We start from the raw sequence: 15,156 nt of genomic DNA, 5'->3' as shown, positions 1-15,156 counted from the left end.
ATCAGTCTAACAGAATCAGGTAACAGTTCAACGATTCTTTATGACAATTCTGTATCAATTTCCTTACAGTTCCTTTTTTATCATTTGGACCTTAAAAGGAATAAAGACATCAGACCAAGTCAAACAGTAGACGAAAGAGGCCTGTAAATGATAAAATGAAGTTTATGAAAATACTAATTACATCGGGCGGAACCGCTGAAAAAATTGATCAGGTTCGCGATATTACCAACAAAGCAACCGGCCGCCTTGGTCAAGTCATGGCTGAGTACTTATTAGCCATGGGGCATGAGGTTAGTTTTGTGACCAGTAAACATGGATTGGTCCCGCAAGCACACCCCAAATTAACCACCTACCCAATCACGAATGTCCAAGATCTCCTAGATACTTTAGAGCCATTGGTAAAAAATCACGATGCCATCGTTCATGCTATGGCGGTATCTGACTACACACCTCTTTATATGACTGATTTTGAAACGGTCGCAAAAAGTTCTGATCTAACTGAATTTCTTCAAAAAAGCAATCAAGAAACCAAGATTTCATCGCGATCGGAACACCAAGTTCTCTTTCTCAAAAAGACACCAAAGGTAATCAGTTTAGTCAAAGAGTGGAATCCTGCCATACAGTTGATCGGTTTTAAGTTATTGGTTGATGTGACCAAGGACCACTTGATCGAAGTGGCGCGTGATAGCCTGAAAAAAAATCAGGCTTCAGCCATCGTCGCTAACGACTTACTAGATATCGCTGGAGACCAGCATTTGGCTTATATGGTGCTCAGTGATGAAGAAAAGATGGCTAGCACCAAGCAAGAAATTGCCCAATTGATTCTGGAGCATCTAGAGAGGGGACAAAATGACTAGACGAATCACTTTAGCCGTTACAGGCTCTATCTCCGCTTACAAGGCTGCCGATTTGACTAGCCAGCTGACCAAGCTAGGATTTGAGATTACAGTCTTGATGACAGCTTCTGCCACTCGCTTTATTACACCGCTGACTCTACAGGTGCTTTCGAAAAATCTTGTCCACTTGGACATTATGGAGGAGCCTCAACCTGATAAAGTTAACCACATTGAGTTAGCCAAGCAGACAGATCTTTTTATCGTTGCGCCAGCTTCAGCCAATACAATCTCCAAATTAGCTAACGGCTTGGCCGACGATATCGTTTCTTGCACTGCCCTTGCCTTGACACCAGATGTACCCAAGTTTGTCGCACCAGCTATGAATACACAAATGTATCTCAATCCGATCACTCAAGACAATCTGGCCAAATTAAAAACCTATGGTTACCAAGAGATTCTTCCTCGTGAAGCCTTGCTAGCCTGTGGTGATTATGGGCCAGGTGCCTTGGCAGAACTATCAGATATTATCACTACCATTACGGAGACTTTCAATGAATACTAACCGTCCTTCCAGCAGATTAGCTGTTATTACCATGTTTTTTGCAACCATGTTGGTCTTGCATCTGATCACATCCCTTATCTTTAACGTTCTTCCCTTGCCCATTAAACCTACTATCATTCACATCCCAGTCATTGTGGCTTCAATTGTTTATGGCCCGAAAATTGGGCTAACTTTAGGGTTTTTGATGGGGATTATCAGCGTGATTCACAACACTATTTTCCAAATCCCAACGAGTTACCTCTTTAGTCCTTTTGTCCAGGGAGGGAATGCTTACTCTCTCATTATTGCACTTGTGCCACGGACCTTAATTGGTATTACCCCTTATTTCATTTATAAACTTTTTAAAAATCGTACAGGTCTCGTCCTTTCAGGAGCACTTGGCTCAATGACTAATACTATTTTTGTGTTAGGAGGGATTTTTATTCTCTTCGCCCAGGTCTACTCTGGCGATATAAAGGCCATGCTAGCAACTGTCTTTGGGGCCAATGCTCTAGCAGAAATGGTCATCTCCGCTATCTTAACCACGGCTATCGTACCAGTCTTACTGAAACTTAAGGCACGTTAACTATTGAGACTGGTCTATGCCAGTCTCTTTCTTTTTTGGCTACTGATGCTTATCAGGAAAATATTTTCTTAAAATTTACCATTATTTTCATTTTTTAACTGTTATTTTGCCGAAATCATGGTATAATGAAAGCGATTAAATAAAAAAGGAGTTCTTCCATGTCTTATCAAGAAAACTACCAAACTTGGCTTAATTTTGAATACCTTCCAGATTACCTTCGTGATGACTTATTATCAATGGATGAAAAAACAAAAGAAGACGCCTTCTACACTCCGTTGGAATTTGGCACTGCAGGGATGCGGGGGTTGATTGGTGCAGGGATTAATCGAATCAATATTTACGTTGTCCGTCAGGCCGCCGAAGGTCTGGCTAAGTTGATCGAAAGCAAAGGACAAGATGCGAAAAGACGCGGGGTTGTCATTGCTTATGACAGCCGTCACTTCTCTCCTGAATTCGCTGATGAATCTGCAGCGGTTTTAGCACAACACGGCATCAAGACCTATGTCTTTGAAAGCCTTCGCCCAACTCCTGAGTTATCTTTTGCTGTTCGCCACCTCAACACTTGGGCTGGTATCATGATTACCGCTAGCCACAACCCGGCCCCGTTTAATGGATATAAGGTTTATGGCGAAGACGGTGGACAGATGCCACCTGCTGATGCCGATGCCCTGACAGCCTTCATTCGTGAGATTGAAGATCCTTTCTCCATCGCAGTTGCTGATCTGGAGCAGGTTAAAGCAGATGGTGTTGTTGAAATCATCGGTGAAACGGTTGATTCCGAATACTTGAAAGAAGTCAAATCTGTCAATATTAACCAAGGCCTGATCGATACTTATGGCCGAGACATGAAGATTGTCTACACCCCGCTTCATGGAACTGGTGAAATGCTAGCTCGTCGTGCTCTGGAGCAGGCAGGTTTTGCTTCTGTCGAAGTTGTTGAAGCACAAGCAATAGCTGATCCAAACTTTTCAACCGTCAAGTCGCCTAATCCTGAGAGTCAAGCTGCTTTTGCTATGGCTGAAGAACTTGGACGCCAAGTTGGCGCTGACGTCTTAGTAGCTACTGACCCTGATGCAGACCGTCTCGGCGTTGAAATCCGCCAAGCAGATGGGTCTTACACTAATCTTTCAGGGAACCAAATCGGAGCGATCTTAGCCAAATACATTCTTGAAGCCCACAAGACTGCTGGTACACTGCCAGCGAATGCCGCCCTCGCTAAATCAATCGTTTCAACAGAGCTTGTAACCAAAATTGCTGAAAGTTATGGCGCCACTATGTTTAATGTCTTGACAGGCTTTAAATTTATTGCTGAGAAGATCCAAGAATTCGAGGACACCAACAACCATACTTATATGTTTGGGTTTGAAGAAAGCTTTGGTTACCTCATCAAACCGTTTGTGCGTGATAAGGATGCCATTCAAGCCCTCCTGCTTATCGCAGAGATTGCTGCCTACTACCGCTCTCGTGGCCTGACCTTGGCAGATGGTATCGAGGAAATTTACCAGGAATATGGCTATTTTGCTGAAAAGACGATTTCAGTCACTCTTTCAGGTGTCGATGGGGCTGCCGAAATCAAGAAAATCATGGACAAATTCCGTCAAGCAGCGCCTGCTACTTTCGGAAAGATTGCTATTGCAGTGACCGAAGACTTCCAAGAGTTGACTTCCACTACTGCTGCTGGCCAAATCACTGCTTTGACAACACCACCGAGCAATGTGCTTAAATATCACTTGGTTGATGATTCTTGGTTTGCAGTTCGTCCTTCTGGTACTGAACCAAAGATCAAATTCTACATTGCAACCGTAGGGGAAACCTTAGCAGAAGCTGAGGAAAAAATTGCAGCCATCGAAGCCGATATCAATGCCTTCGTAAGTTAAGAATAGTCGAAAACCAGGTATAACCCTGCTTTAATCAGCAGTGCTTACCTGGTTTTTCTGACGAGCTAATCTGTCAAACGTTTACCATGAAAACCTTATCACGGTTTTCATCATAGGAATTTTATTTTGAAAACGAAGAGATTGTCATTAACTGGTTAAACGGTCTAAACAGCTTTATTGGTCGGGAATGACAGCCTTTCGTGATCATCTTGCAATTTTTTTAAAAATTTTTTAAAAATTAGCAGAAAACGTTTTCTATTTTTAGAAAATTATGATATACTAAACGTGTATTAAAAATAAAGGAGTTGGTTGATTTGGCAAACAACAAAATGTTAGCAATGATCCTTGCTGGTGGCCGTGGCACGCGCTTGGAGGGACTGACAAAAAAGGTCGCAAAACCTGCAGTCGCATTCGGTGGCAAGTATCGTATCATTGATTTCCCCCTCAGTAACTGTGCAAACTCTGGTATCGAAGTCGTCGGAGTCCTGACCCAGTATGAGTCTGTCCAGTTGAACTCTTACGTTGCTAAATCTCAACGTTGGGGCCTGGATGTAAAAGATTCTGGGATTTTTGTGCTCCCGCCACGAGAAAAAATCGGTGGTTTTGGTCTCTACAAGGGGACTGCTGATGCCATTACCCAAAACATTGATTTTATCGACCTCAACGAACCAGAGCATGTCCTAATTCTTTCAGGGGATCACATCTACAAGATGAATTACGACAAACTCTTGGAGACTCACGAGAAAAATAAAGCCGATGCCACTATCGCTGTTATCGAAGTTCCAATCAAAGAAGCCTCTCGCTTCGGAATTATGAATACGGATGAAGATTACCGTATCGAAGAGTTTGAAGAAAAGCCAGCTAATCCAAAGAGCAATTTGGCTTCCATGGGGATTTACATTTTCAACTGGAAGACACTCAAAAAGTATCTCTTGGAAGATGAAGGATTGGAAGGGTCAACCCACGACTTCGGCCACGATATTATTCCAAAGTATCTGGCAGACGGTCTAAAACTTTATGCGCATCCTTATAAAGGCTACTGGAAGGATGTTGGAACAGTTAATAGCCTCTGGGAGTCCAACATGGACTTGCTAGACACTAAAAACGACCTCGACCTCTTTGACTCCTCTTGGCGGATTTACTCACAAGATTCAGGCTCTCCAGCCCAAGTTATTGGCAAACAAGCCGTTGTCAAGAGTGCTTATGTTGATAAAGGTGCTATCATCGAAGGCCATGTTGAACACTCGGTCATTTCTACGGATGTTCAGGTTTCTAGAGGTGCTGTTGTGAAGAACTCTGTTCTCTTGCCAGGAGCTCAGATTGCAGACGACACTGAACTAGACTATGTGATTGTGGCTGAAAATGTCAAAGTTGGACCTGGCGTTACTCTGGCTGGAAGTCCAGATCAGATTTTATTGATTGACAAAGACATCGCACACAACAAGGAGGATTAAAATGCTCAGAAATACATTAGGAATTGTCAATATCGATGGAAAAAACGTTGATTTTGGCGCTGAATTCATGCCACATCGTGGCACCCAAGCCTATGGTTTCTTGGGCCGCTTCCGCATGATCGACTTTGTTTTGTCCAATATGTCCAACTCAGGCATCTCAGAATTCCATGTCTACATGCCAAACAAGATGCGTTCAACCATCCAGCATGTTGGTACTGGGGACCAGTATAATATTAACAGTAAACGCGGTAAGCTAAGATTGCTCAACAGCGAATCCAGCGCAACCTCTATCTATCAGCACGATGTCAAAGCCTTCACGGACAACTTACGCTATATTGAAAATTCAAAGGCAGAATACGTCCTGCTAGCACCAAGTTATTTTGTTTACAGCCAAGATTTCAATAAAGTGATGGACAACCATCTGGAAACAGGGGCCGATATTACTGTTCTTTACAAAAACATCAGTGACGCTAAGGAATCTTTTATTGGCTGCGATACCTTAAAATTTGACAATAACAAGCGGATTATCGGTTTTGAAGAGAACCATGGCAAGTATAAGAACCGTCAAATCTCTCTAGAAGCCTATCTCCTGAAGCGTTCACTCTTTATCGAATTGATTAAGCGTGCTAATAAAGTATCTTCTCTCTATTGGTTCAAGGAGATTTTAGCAGATGTTGTCAATGATTACAAGGTCATGGGCTATGCCCACCGTGACTATGTGGCATGTATCAACACCATTGATGCTTACTTCAAGACACAGATTGACCTGATCGATGCCGATAATCGCAAGCTCCTCTTTAAGCCAAAATGGCCGATTCATACGCAGACCACAGATAGCTCCCCTACTCTTTATGGGCCTTTGGCAGAAGTTCGTGGTAGCTTAATTTCAAACGGCAGTTCTATTGATGGTCAGGTAGAAAATTCCGTCATCGACCGTGACGTTGTCATCGAAGAAGGCGTTGTAATCAAGAATTCTATCATTCTGAACGGTGTTACTATCCGCCGTGGTGCTAACATCGAAAATGCCATCATCGACAAGGAAACCGAAATCAAACACCCTATCGATATCAAAGGAACACCTGATATTCCAGTATATATTAAGCCGCGCGAAATTATTTAAGGGAAATACTGTCAAGGAGTGGACTCTGGTTTGATATTCCAGGCTGTCCACTTCTTCTTTTGAAAGAGGATGCTTATTTTTATATGAGAGGAGACTACCGTGTCACAATCTATTTTATTCGTTGCTTCAGAAGGGCTACCCTATATCAAAAGCGGAGGTCTAGCTGATGTTATTGGCTCGTTGCCAAAGGAATTAGTCAAAAAAGGAGAGGACGTCCGTGTTGTCCTGCCACTATACAAAAAGATGGCCATTAACGACCATCAGCGGTTTGAGTATCTTGTCAGTTATGATGTCAATGCTGGTAACATCCATACCATGGCTAATGTCTATCAGGAAATTCGTGACGGTGTTACTTTTTATTTTATTGAACATCGAGACATTTTTGAACGTGATGAACTCTATGGTTATGGCGATGATGCCTATCGCTTCGGTTTTTTCCAGCATGCCACCTGCCGCCTTTTAGAAGCCTTAAATTTCTATCCTGAAGTAATCCATACCCACGATTGGCACACTGCTGCCATTCCTTTCCTCTGTCGGACCTTCTACAGCTACAAGGAAGAATTTCGACGGATCAAGCATGTCTTAACCATCCACAACCTGGCTTTCCAGGGAGTTTTTCCTGAACATGAATTGTGGGCCAGCCTCGGCATGGACTACAGCTACTTCTTAGATGGAACAGCACGTTTTTACCATGATCAGATCAGCTATATGAAACTTGGAATTCTTTATGCAGATAAGGTGACAACCGTTTCCAACACCTACGCCCAAGAAATCTTGACAGAAGAATTCGGTGAAAACATGCAGCATGTCCTTGGTCTTCGCTACTATGATTTATCAGGTATTGTCAATGGAATAGACTACGATGTATGGAACAGCGAGACGGACGAAAGCCTCAACACGCCTTATGGACTGTCTACTTTAAAAGACAAGGTTAAGAACAAGCTAGCCCTTCAAGCTCAATTTGGTCTGCCTCAAGATGGAGACACTATCCTAGTCGGTGTCGTTTCTCGCCTGACCTGGCAAAAAGGCTTCTACCTCATGGTTGAAAAATTGCCAGAAATGCTCCAAGCCAGAGTTCAATTTGTCATCCTAGGCAATGGCGAAGCCAATATCGAAAATGCCTTTAACTATTACAAGGAGGCCTATCCAGATAAATTTGCCTTCTATCAAGGTTACAATGAAGCTCTGGCCCATCAAATTTATGCAGGAAGTGACCTCTTCTTCATGCCTTCTATGTTTGAACCCTGCGGCATCAGCCAATTGATCGCAATGCACTACGGTAGCTTGCCCTTGGTGCGTGAGACTGGCGGCTTGAAAGATACGGTCACTCCTTACAACCAATTTACCCAAGAAGGGACAGGCTTTGTCTTTACAGGAAAATCTGCCAATGCCATGCGGATGGTTTACGATTATGCCTTAGACACCTACTACAATCGTCCCCAAGATTGGCAGGCACTTGTAGCCAATGCGATGACCAAAGATGTCAGCTGGGAAGCATCAGCCTTGGCTTATCAAGACCTTTATCGTAGCATTACCCGCTAAGCTTAGAAAGGAGGATGAGATGAAACCATTTGGAGAACAAGACCTCTACTACCTCAGAACTGGACAGCATACCAATCTCTATGAGACTATGGGATCTCACATCATCAAGGAGCGCAATAAAATCCTTGGCACACAGTTTCGAGTCTTTGCCCCTAATGCCAGGACCGTATATGTCATTGGTGAGTTTAATCAATGGCAAACGACGCATCCGATGGAAGATAAAGGCCAAGGTATCTTTGAACTTTATATCCCTGATGTCAAATCGCTCGTGCTCTATAAGTACCAGATTCTGACCCATGATGGCCAAGAGCTTGTTAAAGCGGATCCTTATGCCTTCTATAGCGAATCAAGACCAGGTACTGCTTCTTCGACTTACAATTCACGCTATCGCTTTAAGGATGCGGATTGGATGTACCAGCGCGTTGACTATGATTTTAAAAAATCGCCTGTGTCCATCTATGAATTGCACCTGGGATCCTGGAAGCGTAAGAAAGATGAGCAAAAGGACGAGGATAAACCGCTAGATTACTTTTATTCTTATAAAGAACTAGCTCCCCTAGTGATTGAGCATGTGCAAAAACATGGATTTACTCACATTGAACTCATGCCCATTATGGAACATCCTTTAGACGCTTCTTGGGGCTATCAAGTAACAGGTTATTACAGCGTTACAAGCCGTTACGGTAAACCAGATGATTTGAAATATTTCATTGATCAATGCCACCAAGCTGGAATCGGTGTCATCCTGGATTGGGTTCCTCTTCACTTCTGTAAAGACAGTCATGGACTCTACCTGTTCGATGGTAGTCCCCTCTTTGAGTATGCTCAGGAGCACGACAGAGAAAACCATCAGTGGGGAACAGCTAACTTTGATTTAGCCAAAGGGTCAACGCAGAGCTTTCTCCTCTCTAATATCAAATACTGGCTAGAACACTTCCACTTCGATGGTATCCGAGTGGACGCCCTGTCCTACCTTATCTACTGGAGGGGAGAGACTGAGGAAGATAAACTCAATCATCCTGCCTTAGCCTTTATCAAGCGTGTCAACGCCTTAGTCCATACCGAATACAAGGGCGTCATGATGATTGCAGAGGATTCCTCCAGTTATCCTAAGGTCACGCATTCCCTGGAAGAAGGTGGCTTAGGCTTCGACCTCAAGTGGGATCTGGGATGGATGAATGACACACTCTCCTATTTTGAGCGTCAAGCCATTCATCGCCCTTATCACAGCAATGAAATCACCTTCGGCATGTTTTACAACCATAATGAACAATTTGTTCTTCCTCTTTCTCACGATGAAGTGGTCCACGGCAAACACTCCATTATCGAGAAGATGCAGGGTTCTTATGAAGATCAGTTCCATCAAGCCAGGGCCTACTATGCTTATTTCTACGCCCACCCAGGCAAAAACCACCTCTTTATGGGCAATGAATGGGGACATATCCGTGAATGGCACGAGTATCGCCAAATGGATTGGTTCTTGCTAGATTATCCGATCCACAAGGGCTTTCACGACATGATGGTAACCCTGACCAATATCTACTGTCACAACAGTGCCTTCTGGGAGAGAGATTTTGACGAAGATGGGTTTGAATGGGCTAAAATCGATCCACAGGCTAACTTCTACGCCTTCAGGCGCTTCAGCAAGGATCAAGAACTTCTCATTGTCAATAACTTTAATGACCAAAATCTTTACAATGTCAAGCTAGACCTTCCTGAAGGCAATCGTTATAAACTGCTCTTTTCCTCAAATGAATTGCCGATTGACTCCTTTGAGATAGAGGCGACTGACGGCCAGGTAGAGCTGACTATCCCGCGTTATACAACCTACTATCTTGAAAAAGTGACCGTTAAAAAACGTCGCAAAAAGGCTAGATAGACCAAAACTCTGAAAATAGCTTACAGTGAATACCCTGAGGATAGAACTGTAAGCTATTTCTTATTTGGTAAGTAAATTTATAAACTTTGAAAAGATAGCGTTGCTAACTCGCCTCGATGAATTCCAGTTCTAGCATCAGTTTCCTTCCCTAGGCTAGATTAATACTAAATAAAATTCAAAAATAGATAATTTAGTGCATTACCGACTGATTCTCAAATAAAACAGTATTGCTTGATTTCCAAACGTCGCAATTAGATAAAACCGCTTCAGTAGTTCACGGGACTGTTAGAGAAGCGTGCTATAGAACTAGAAAACGTGGTGGCAGTAAGCTAGACATGCTAAGATCAAGTAAACGAACCCTTTACCCTTCTATTCTATTTTTGATTTTGAATGAGTATAATTTTCTTTGAATTGTAGCTAGCTCTTTTTAGAAAACTGCCTGCTCTTAAGCCAAAAAACCTAGTGACATTTTGCATCACTAGGTTTTAGTATTTTACGGATTACTGAGCTGGTTCTAGGCGCCAGATATCGCGGTTGTAATCTGCGATGGTCCGGTCTGATGAGAAGAAACCTGCCTTGGCAATATTGACAATTACCTTATCTAGCCAAGTATCACGGTCTTCGTAATCCTTAAGCATAGTTTCTTTAGTGTCAATATAGGCTTCTAAATCAAGCAAGGTCATAAACCAGTCTTTGTTGATGAGTTCGTTATGAAGACGATAGAGGCGTTCTTCGTTACCATATTGAAGGACATCCTCGCTGACGATAAAGTCAATGAGCGGTTTAATAGCTGGACGCTCGTAAAAAGCACGTGCACTATAGTCACCATTCGCATAGTGGTCAATAACCGTTTGGCTATCTTCGCCGAAGATATAGATGTTCTCATCGCCAACCAATTCATGGATTTCAACGTTGGCGCCATCGTCTGTTCCCAAGGTCAAGGCACCGTTAAGCATGAATTTCATATTACCAGTTCCAGAAGCTTCCTTAGACGCTAGGGAAATTTGCTCTGAAATATCGGCAGCTGGGATCAAGAAACTAGCTGCTGTGACATTGTAGTTTTCGATCATGACCAATTGTAGGTGCGGCGCTACAGCTGGATCGTTAGCAATCACTTGTGACAGCGCTAAAATCAAGTGGATAATATCCTGAGCAATGGTGTAGGCTGGCGCCGCCTTACCACCAAAGAAGACAGTGATCGGTGTCGTTGGGATATTTCCAGCCTTAATGTCCAGATACTTGTGAATCACGTAAAGAACATTCATCTGTTGGCGTTTGTACTCATGCATCCGTTTGATTTGGATGTCAAAAATAGCGTCAGGATTGATCGTGATTCCTTGAGTTGCTTCCAGATGGGCCTGTAATTTACGCTTATTGTGGCGTTTGATGTCTTCCAATTTAGCCTTGACATCCGCATTTCCTTTGAAGTTTAAGAATCCTTCCAGTTCTGTCGCTTCATGGTGGTAACCATGACCTAGCAATTCATCTAAATACTTGGCCAAACGTGGGTTGGCATGCATGAGCCAACGACGGAAAGTAATCCCATTGGTCTTGTTGTTGAATTTCTCTGGGTAGATGTCATAGAAAGCTTTGAGTTCAGATGATTTGAGAATGTCTGTATGGAGGGCAGCCACACCATTAACAGAGAAGCCATAGTGCATGTCCATATGAGCCATGTGAACACGCTCGTTTTCATCAATAATGGCTAAAGCTGGATCAGGGTATTGTTCCTTAACGCGGGCATCCAAGGCCTTGATGATTGGTACCAGATGAGGGACAACTTCTTCCAAGAAGTTAAGTGGCCATTTTTCCAAAGCTTCTGCCAAGATAGTATGGTTGGTATAGGCTGTCATGCTAGATACGATCTCAACCGCTTGATCGAAGTTGATTCCGCGCTCTGTCAAAAGGCGAATCAATTCTGGGATAACGAGAGATGGGTGGGTGTCATTGATCTGAACAACGGCATAATCCGCCAAGTCATAAAGGTTAGAACCTTTGGCGATCGCTTCATCAATCAAGAGTTGTGCAGCGTTAGATACCATGAAGTACTGTTGGAAAATACGCAACAATTCCCCTTCGCGGTTTGAATCATCTGGATACAGGAAGAGGGTCAAATTACGGAAAATGTCCTGCTTGTCAAACTCGATGCCATCGTAAATGATGTTGTCATCAACAGATCCCAAATCAAAGAGGCGCAAGCGGTTCTTTGTAGCTGTCTTGTAGCCTGGCACATCAATATCGTACAACTTAGACGTCAAGGTAAAGTTTGCAAAAGGCACTTCGTAGGAAATCTTAGATGGTTTCAACCAAGATTCTGGAGTAATCCAAGCATTTGGCACCGCTTTTTGCTGATTGTCTTCAAAGAGTTGTTGGAAGAGACCGAAGTGGTAGTTTAGACCAACACCGTCACCGTTCAGGCCAAGAGTTGCGATAGAGTCAAGGAAACAAGCTGCCAAGCGGCCCAAACCACCATTACCAAGCGATGGTTCCAATTCTACATCCTCGATTTTAATCAAGTCTTTACCAGCATCCGCCAGTTGTTGCTTAACATCTTCGTAGATCCCCAGGTTGATCATGTTATTAGACAAGAGTTTTCCGATCAAAAACTCAGCTGAAATATAATACACTTTTTTCTTCTGCGTATTTGTTGTCAAGGCACCACTAAAACGTTGGGTCAGACTCAAAAGCGCATAGTACAATTCCTCATTTGTGCAATCTTCAATGCGTTTCGCATAAAGTTCTTGGACAAACTGTTGCAAGTTAAACATGTTTAAACTCCTATTTTTTAATCATCTTAATATAATGCTAATCATTTTACTAAAGGTTCTCCAAAAGGTGTAACCCCAACCATTATAGCATGTTTTACTAACTATTGCCACTTTATGTACCAGTAAAAAGAGACCAGGGTGGAGTGTATTGTTTCTCCCACATATGAAGCTCTTTAACCAATCGTGTGAAAAGGCAATTATTCAACGCAATCGTTTGCGTTAAATTGATTATACTAAAAAAGATTCAAGATTGCAAGTCCTTGATTATTCCTTTTTTTACGGTATAATAGGGAGACTACTATTTACAAAGGAGATTCTCATGGCTTTTAGACAATTATCAGCCTATCTAGAAGATTTACAAACGATCAAAATAAGCTTAGAAAATCGTTTCTACGCTCAATCACTACGCTTTTACCTAGTCGAAAAAAATACTAACTTCCCTGTCGAGATTCCCCTTATCGCGAGCGAATACTATCAGGCCAATGGTAGGCATGTCTATATGCTTCATTTAATGCAAGCGATTGATTTAGATAAACATTATGTCATCTATGACTCTGATCGCAATCAAGCACCACTTCAGTGGGGAGCTATTGTTAGAACCTCCGAATTTGATCAACACTTCTATTACAGTGGCAATGATTTAGGCCCTCAATATGCCCAAACACAAACCACTTTCAAACTCTGGGCCCCCATTTCTGAACAAGTTTTGGTCGTTGTTGGCGAGCAACCTCAAAGTATGGCACGCTCTGCCACTGGTGTCTGGGAAGCTACTGTAACCGGTGATTTAGACGGTCAAGCCTACTATTACCTACATCTGGTAAATGGCCAATGGCAAGAAACCCAGGACCCCTACGCTCTTTCTTGCTTGTCAAACACAGGCCGAAGTGTGGTAATCAATCCTGACAAACTCAGCAAACCATTGGCTTCTTTCCAAAATCCCAAGCCAATCAATGACGCTATTATCTATGAAATGAGTGTCCGTGATTTTTCAGCCGATCCCAAGGTGCCCTTCAAACATCCGAAAACATTTCTAGGATTGACAGAGTCGCCTACCTACCAAGGGCAAAAGCTTGGATTTGACTACATCAAGAATCTAGGAATCACCCATATTCAGCTAATGCCAATCTATGACTTTGGCAGTGTTGATGAAAACAAGGTGGACGCCGTTTATAATTGGGGCTATGACCCTATGTTCTACAATGTTCCTGATGGCAGTTTTGCCACGGATCCAAACGATCCTTACGCCCGCATTGTTGAACTACAAAAGACCGTTGAGGCTTACCATCAGGCAGGAATTGGGGTCATTATGGATGTGGTCTATAACCACGTTTACGATGTGGACCATTTTGTCCTTGAGAAAATCGTTCCAGGCTATTGCTCTCGGTTTGATTTAAACCAGAGGCGCTATAATGGAACAGGTTGTGGCAATGACATGGCCAGCGAACGTCTGATGGTCCGTAAATTCATTATTGATTCCTTACTTCTTTGGGTCAATTATTATGGTATTGATGGCTTCCGCTTCGATTTGATGGGTATTCTTGATATCCAAACCATGCTGGAGGCTGAAGCTGCACTTCGCGAGGTTTATCCAAATATCTATCTCTACGGAGAAGGTTGGCAAATGGGGACAGGGCTAGAGACAGAGCTCTTAGCTCATCAATTCAACAGCTATCAAATGCCTGGTATCGGCTTCTTCAACGACCGTTTTCGTGATGAATTCAAGAAAATCATCTGTCACCCACAGTTGCTTGTTGCCAAACAAAAACAAGCGGTACTGGAAGAATTATTGACAGGAAGTTTCGGAATGATTGAAGCCAATGGTCGCTACAAGCATCCTAGCCAAACCATCAACTATATTGAGTGCCATGATAATGCGACCTTCTACGATTACTTGTCGATTCACCATCCTGGTCTAAGCCAGTCTGAAAAAAAAGCCAGAGCAAGCCTAGCGCTACAGCTCGTCTTGTTGTCACAAGGTGTTGCCTTTATCCATTCTGGTCAAGAGGCTTTTCGAACCAAGGATCTTATCGACAACACTTACAACCAGCCTGACAGCATCAACCGCTTAGACTGGACTAGGATTGTCGAGAACTATCAGCAGATTGAGTTTATCAGCCAGTTGATTCAGTTCCGCAAGGAGCATCCTGTCCTTAGCCTTTTGACTGCTCAAGAAATGCAGGAGCAACTGGACTGTTATTGGCTGAGTGACACCGTTCTCAAATACAGTCTTGTCGATCAAGAGGAAATCCTCCAAGTCGTCCTTAACCTTGGCACCAGCGATTACTGTTTTGAAAATACCCAAGGCTTAGATCTCCATATTCAGGCCCCAGAAATTCATTTGACACAAGCTTTAGAAAGCTCTCCTGCTGCTATCACAGTGTCTGCCATGTCCTTGGCTGTTTTGAAAGGCAAACTCCAGACAGAACAATAGCCTGAGAATGGCTATTAAGCAAGAGAAAACCAATATCCAACTTGAAAGACTCCCGTAGAGCCTATTTCTTGTGAAGGCTTTGCAGGGAGTCTTTATGCTCTTTGAAAATCAAAAAGCATCCG

The 15,156-nt window shown here is 43.0% G+C and carries 10 protein-coding genes; 9 read left to right on the top strand and 1 reads right to left on the bottom strand.

Translation table 11 applies throughout. From position 1 onward, the window contains the following. Positions 1-164: 164 nt before the first annotated feature. The 8 genes from ABID29_RS04610 to glgB all read left to right on the top strand — a co-directional run bounded on the left by ABID29_RS04610 (position 165) and on the right by glgB (position 9,835). Positions 165-857: a phosphopantothenate--cysteine ligase gene (locus ABID29_RS04610; protein ID WP_354364713.1), complete on the top strand. Its 693-nt coding sequence runs from the start codon at positions 165-167 to the stop codon at positions 855-857. Then, the gene (coaC, locus tag ABID29_RS04605) at positions 850-1,398 is read left to right on the top strand and encodes a phosphopantothenoylcysteine decarboxylase (protein ID WP_354364711.1); all 549 of its coding nucleotides are present in this window, start codon (positions 850-852) and stop codon (positions 1,396-1,398) included. The genes ABID29_RS04610 and coaC overlap by 8 nt, the downstream gene beginning before the upstream one ends. After that, positions 1,388-1,963: an ECF transporter S component gene (locus ABID29_RS04600; RefSeq protein ID WP_354364710.1), complete on the top strand. Its 576-nt coding sequence runs from the start codon at positions 1,388-1,390 to the stop codon at positions 1,961-1,963. Before coaC ends, ABID29_RS04600 begins: the two co-directional genes overlap by 11 nt. A gap of 158 nt (positions 1,964-2,121) precedes the next feature. Next, a complete protein-coding gene (locus ABID29_RS04595) occupies positions 2,122-3,840 on the top strand; it encodes a phospho-sugar mutase (protein ID WP_354364709.1) in 1,719 nt (572 codons plus the stop codon). Positions 3,841-4,154: 314 nt separating this feature from the next. After that, positions 4,155-5,294: a glucose-1-phosphate adenylyltransferase gene (locus ABID29_RS04590; protein WP_354364708.1), complete on the top strand. Its 1,140-nt coding sequence runs from the start codon at positions 4,155-4,157 to the stop codon at positions 5,292-5,294. Between the two features lies 1 nt (position 5,295). Next, on the top strand, positions 5,296-6,414 hold the full coding sequence (gene glgD, locus ABID29_RS04585; protein WP_354364707.1) for a glucose-1-phosphate adenylyltransferase subunit GlgD: 1,119 nt from the start codon (positions 5,296-5,298) through the stop codon (positions 6,412-6,414). A 99-nt stretch (positions 6,415-6,513) separates the two neighbouring features. Further along, entirely contained in the window at positions 6,514-7,956 is a 1,443-nt protein-coding gene (locus ABID29_RS04580; protein ID WP_354364706.1) for a glycogen synthase, read from the top strand. Between the two features lie 19 nt (positions 7,957-7,975). Beyond that, entirely contained in the window at positions 7,976-9,835 is a 1,860-nt protein-coding gene (gene glgB / locus ABID29_RS04575) for a 1,4-alpha-glucan branching protein GlgB (RefSeq protein ID WP_354364705.1), read from the top strand. Between the two features lie 500 nt (positions 9,836-10,335). Here the strand turns inward: glgB and ABID29_RS04570 are convergent, their stop codons facing one another. Further along, positions 10,336-12,603 (bottom strand): glycogen/starch/alpha-glucan phosphorylase, encoded by a 2,268-nt coding sequence (locus tag ABID29_RS04570; protein ID WP_354364704.1) that lies wholly within the window; start codon positions 12,601-12,603, stop codon positions 10,336-10,338. Between the two features lie 319 nt (positions 12,604-12,922). Here ABID29_RS04570 and pulA point away from each other — a divergent pair, with 319 nt between their 5' ends. Further along, positions 12,923-15,034 (top strand): type I pullulanase, encoded by a 2,112-nt coding sequence (gene pulA, locus ABID29_RS04565; protein ID WP_354364702.1) that lies wholly within the window; start codon positions 12,923-12,925, stop codon positions 15,032-15,034. Positions 15,035-15,156: the final 122 nt, after the last annotated feature.

This window comes from Streptococcus rupicaprae (genome assembly GCF_040545225.1).
Lineage (GTDB): Bacteria > Bacillota > Bacilli > Lactobacillales > Streptococcaceae > Streptococcus > Streptococcus rupicaprae.
Note: the sequence above shows the minus strand (reverse complement) of the source record. Positions and strands in the feature narration are given on the sequence as shown.

Bases quoted from the DNA above. Each gene is read 5' to 3' on its own strand.
- ABID29_RS04600 (WP_354364710.1), top strand. From the start codon at position 1,388: ATGAATACTAACCGTCCTTCCAGCAGATTAGCTGTTATTACCATGTTT.
- glgB (WP_354364705.1), top strand. From the start codon at position 7,976: ATGAAACCATTTGGAGAACAAGACCTCTACTACCTCAGAACTGGACAG.
- ABID29_RS04595 (WP_354364709.1), top strand. From the start codon at position 2,122: ATGTCTTATCAAGAAAACTACCAAACTTGGCTTAATTTTGAATACCTT.
- ABID29_RS04570 (WP_354364704.1), bottom strand. From the start codon at position 12,603: ATGTTTAACTTGCAACAGTTTGTCCAAGAACTTTATGCGAAACGCATT.
- pulA (WP_354364702.1), top strand. From the start codon at position 12,923: ATGGCTTTTAGACAATTATCAGCCTATCTAGAAGATTTACAAACGATC.
- coaC (WP_354364711.1), top strand. From the start codon at position 850: ATGACTAGACGAATCACTTTAGCCGTTACAGGCTCTATCTCCGCTTAC.
- glgD (WP_354364707.1), top strand. From the start codon at position 5,296: ATGCTCAGAAATACATTAGGAATTGTCAATATCGATGGAAAAAACGTT.
- ABID29_RS04610 (WP_354364713.1), top strand. From the start codon at position 165: ATGAAAATACTAATTACATCGGGCGGAACCGCTGAAAAAATTGATCAG.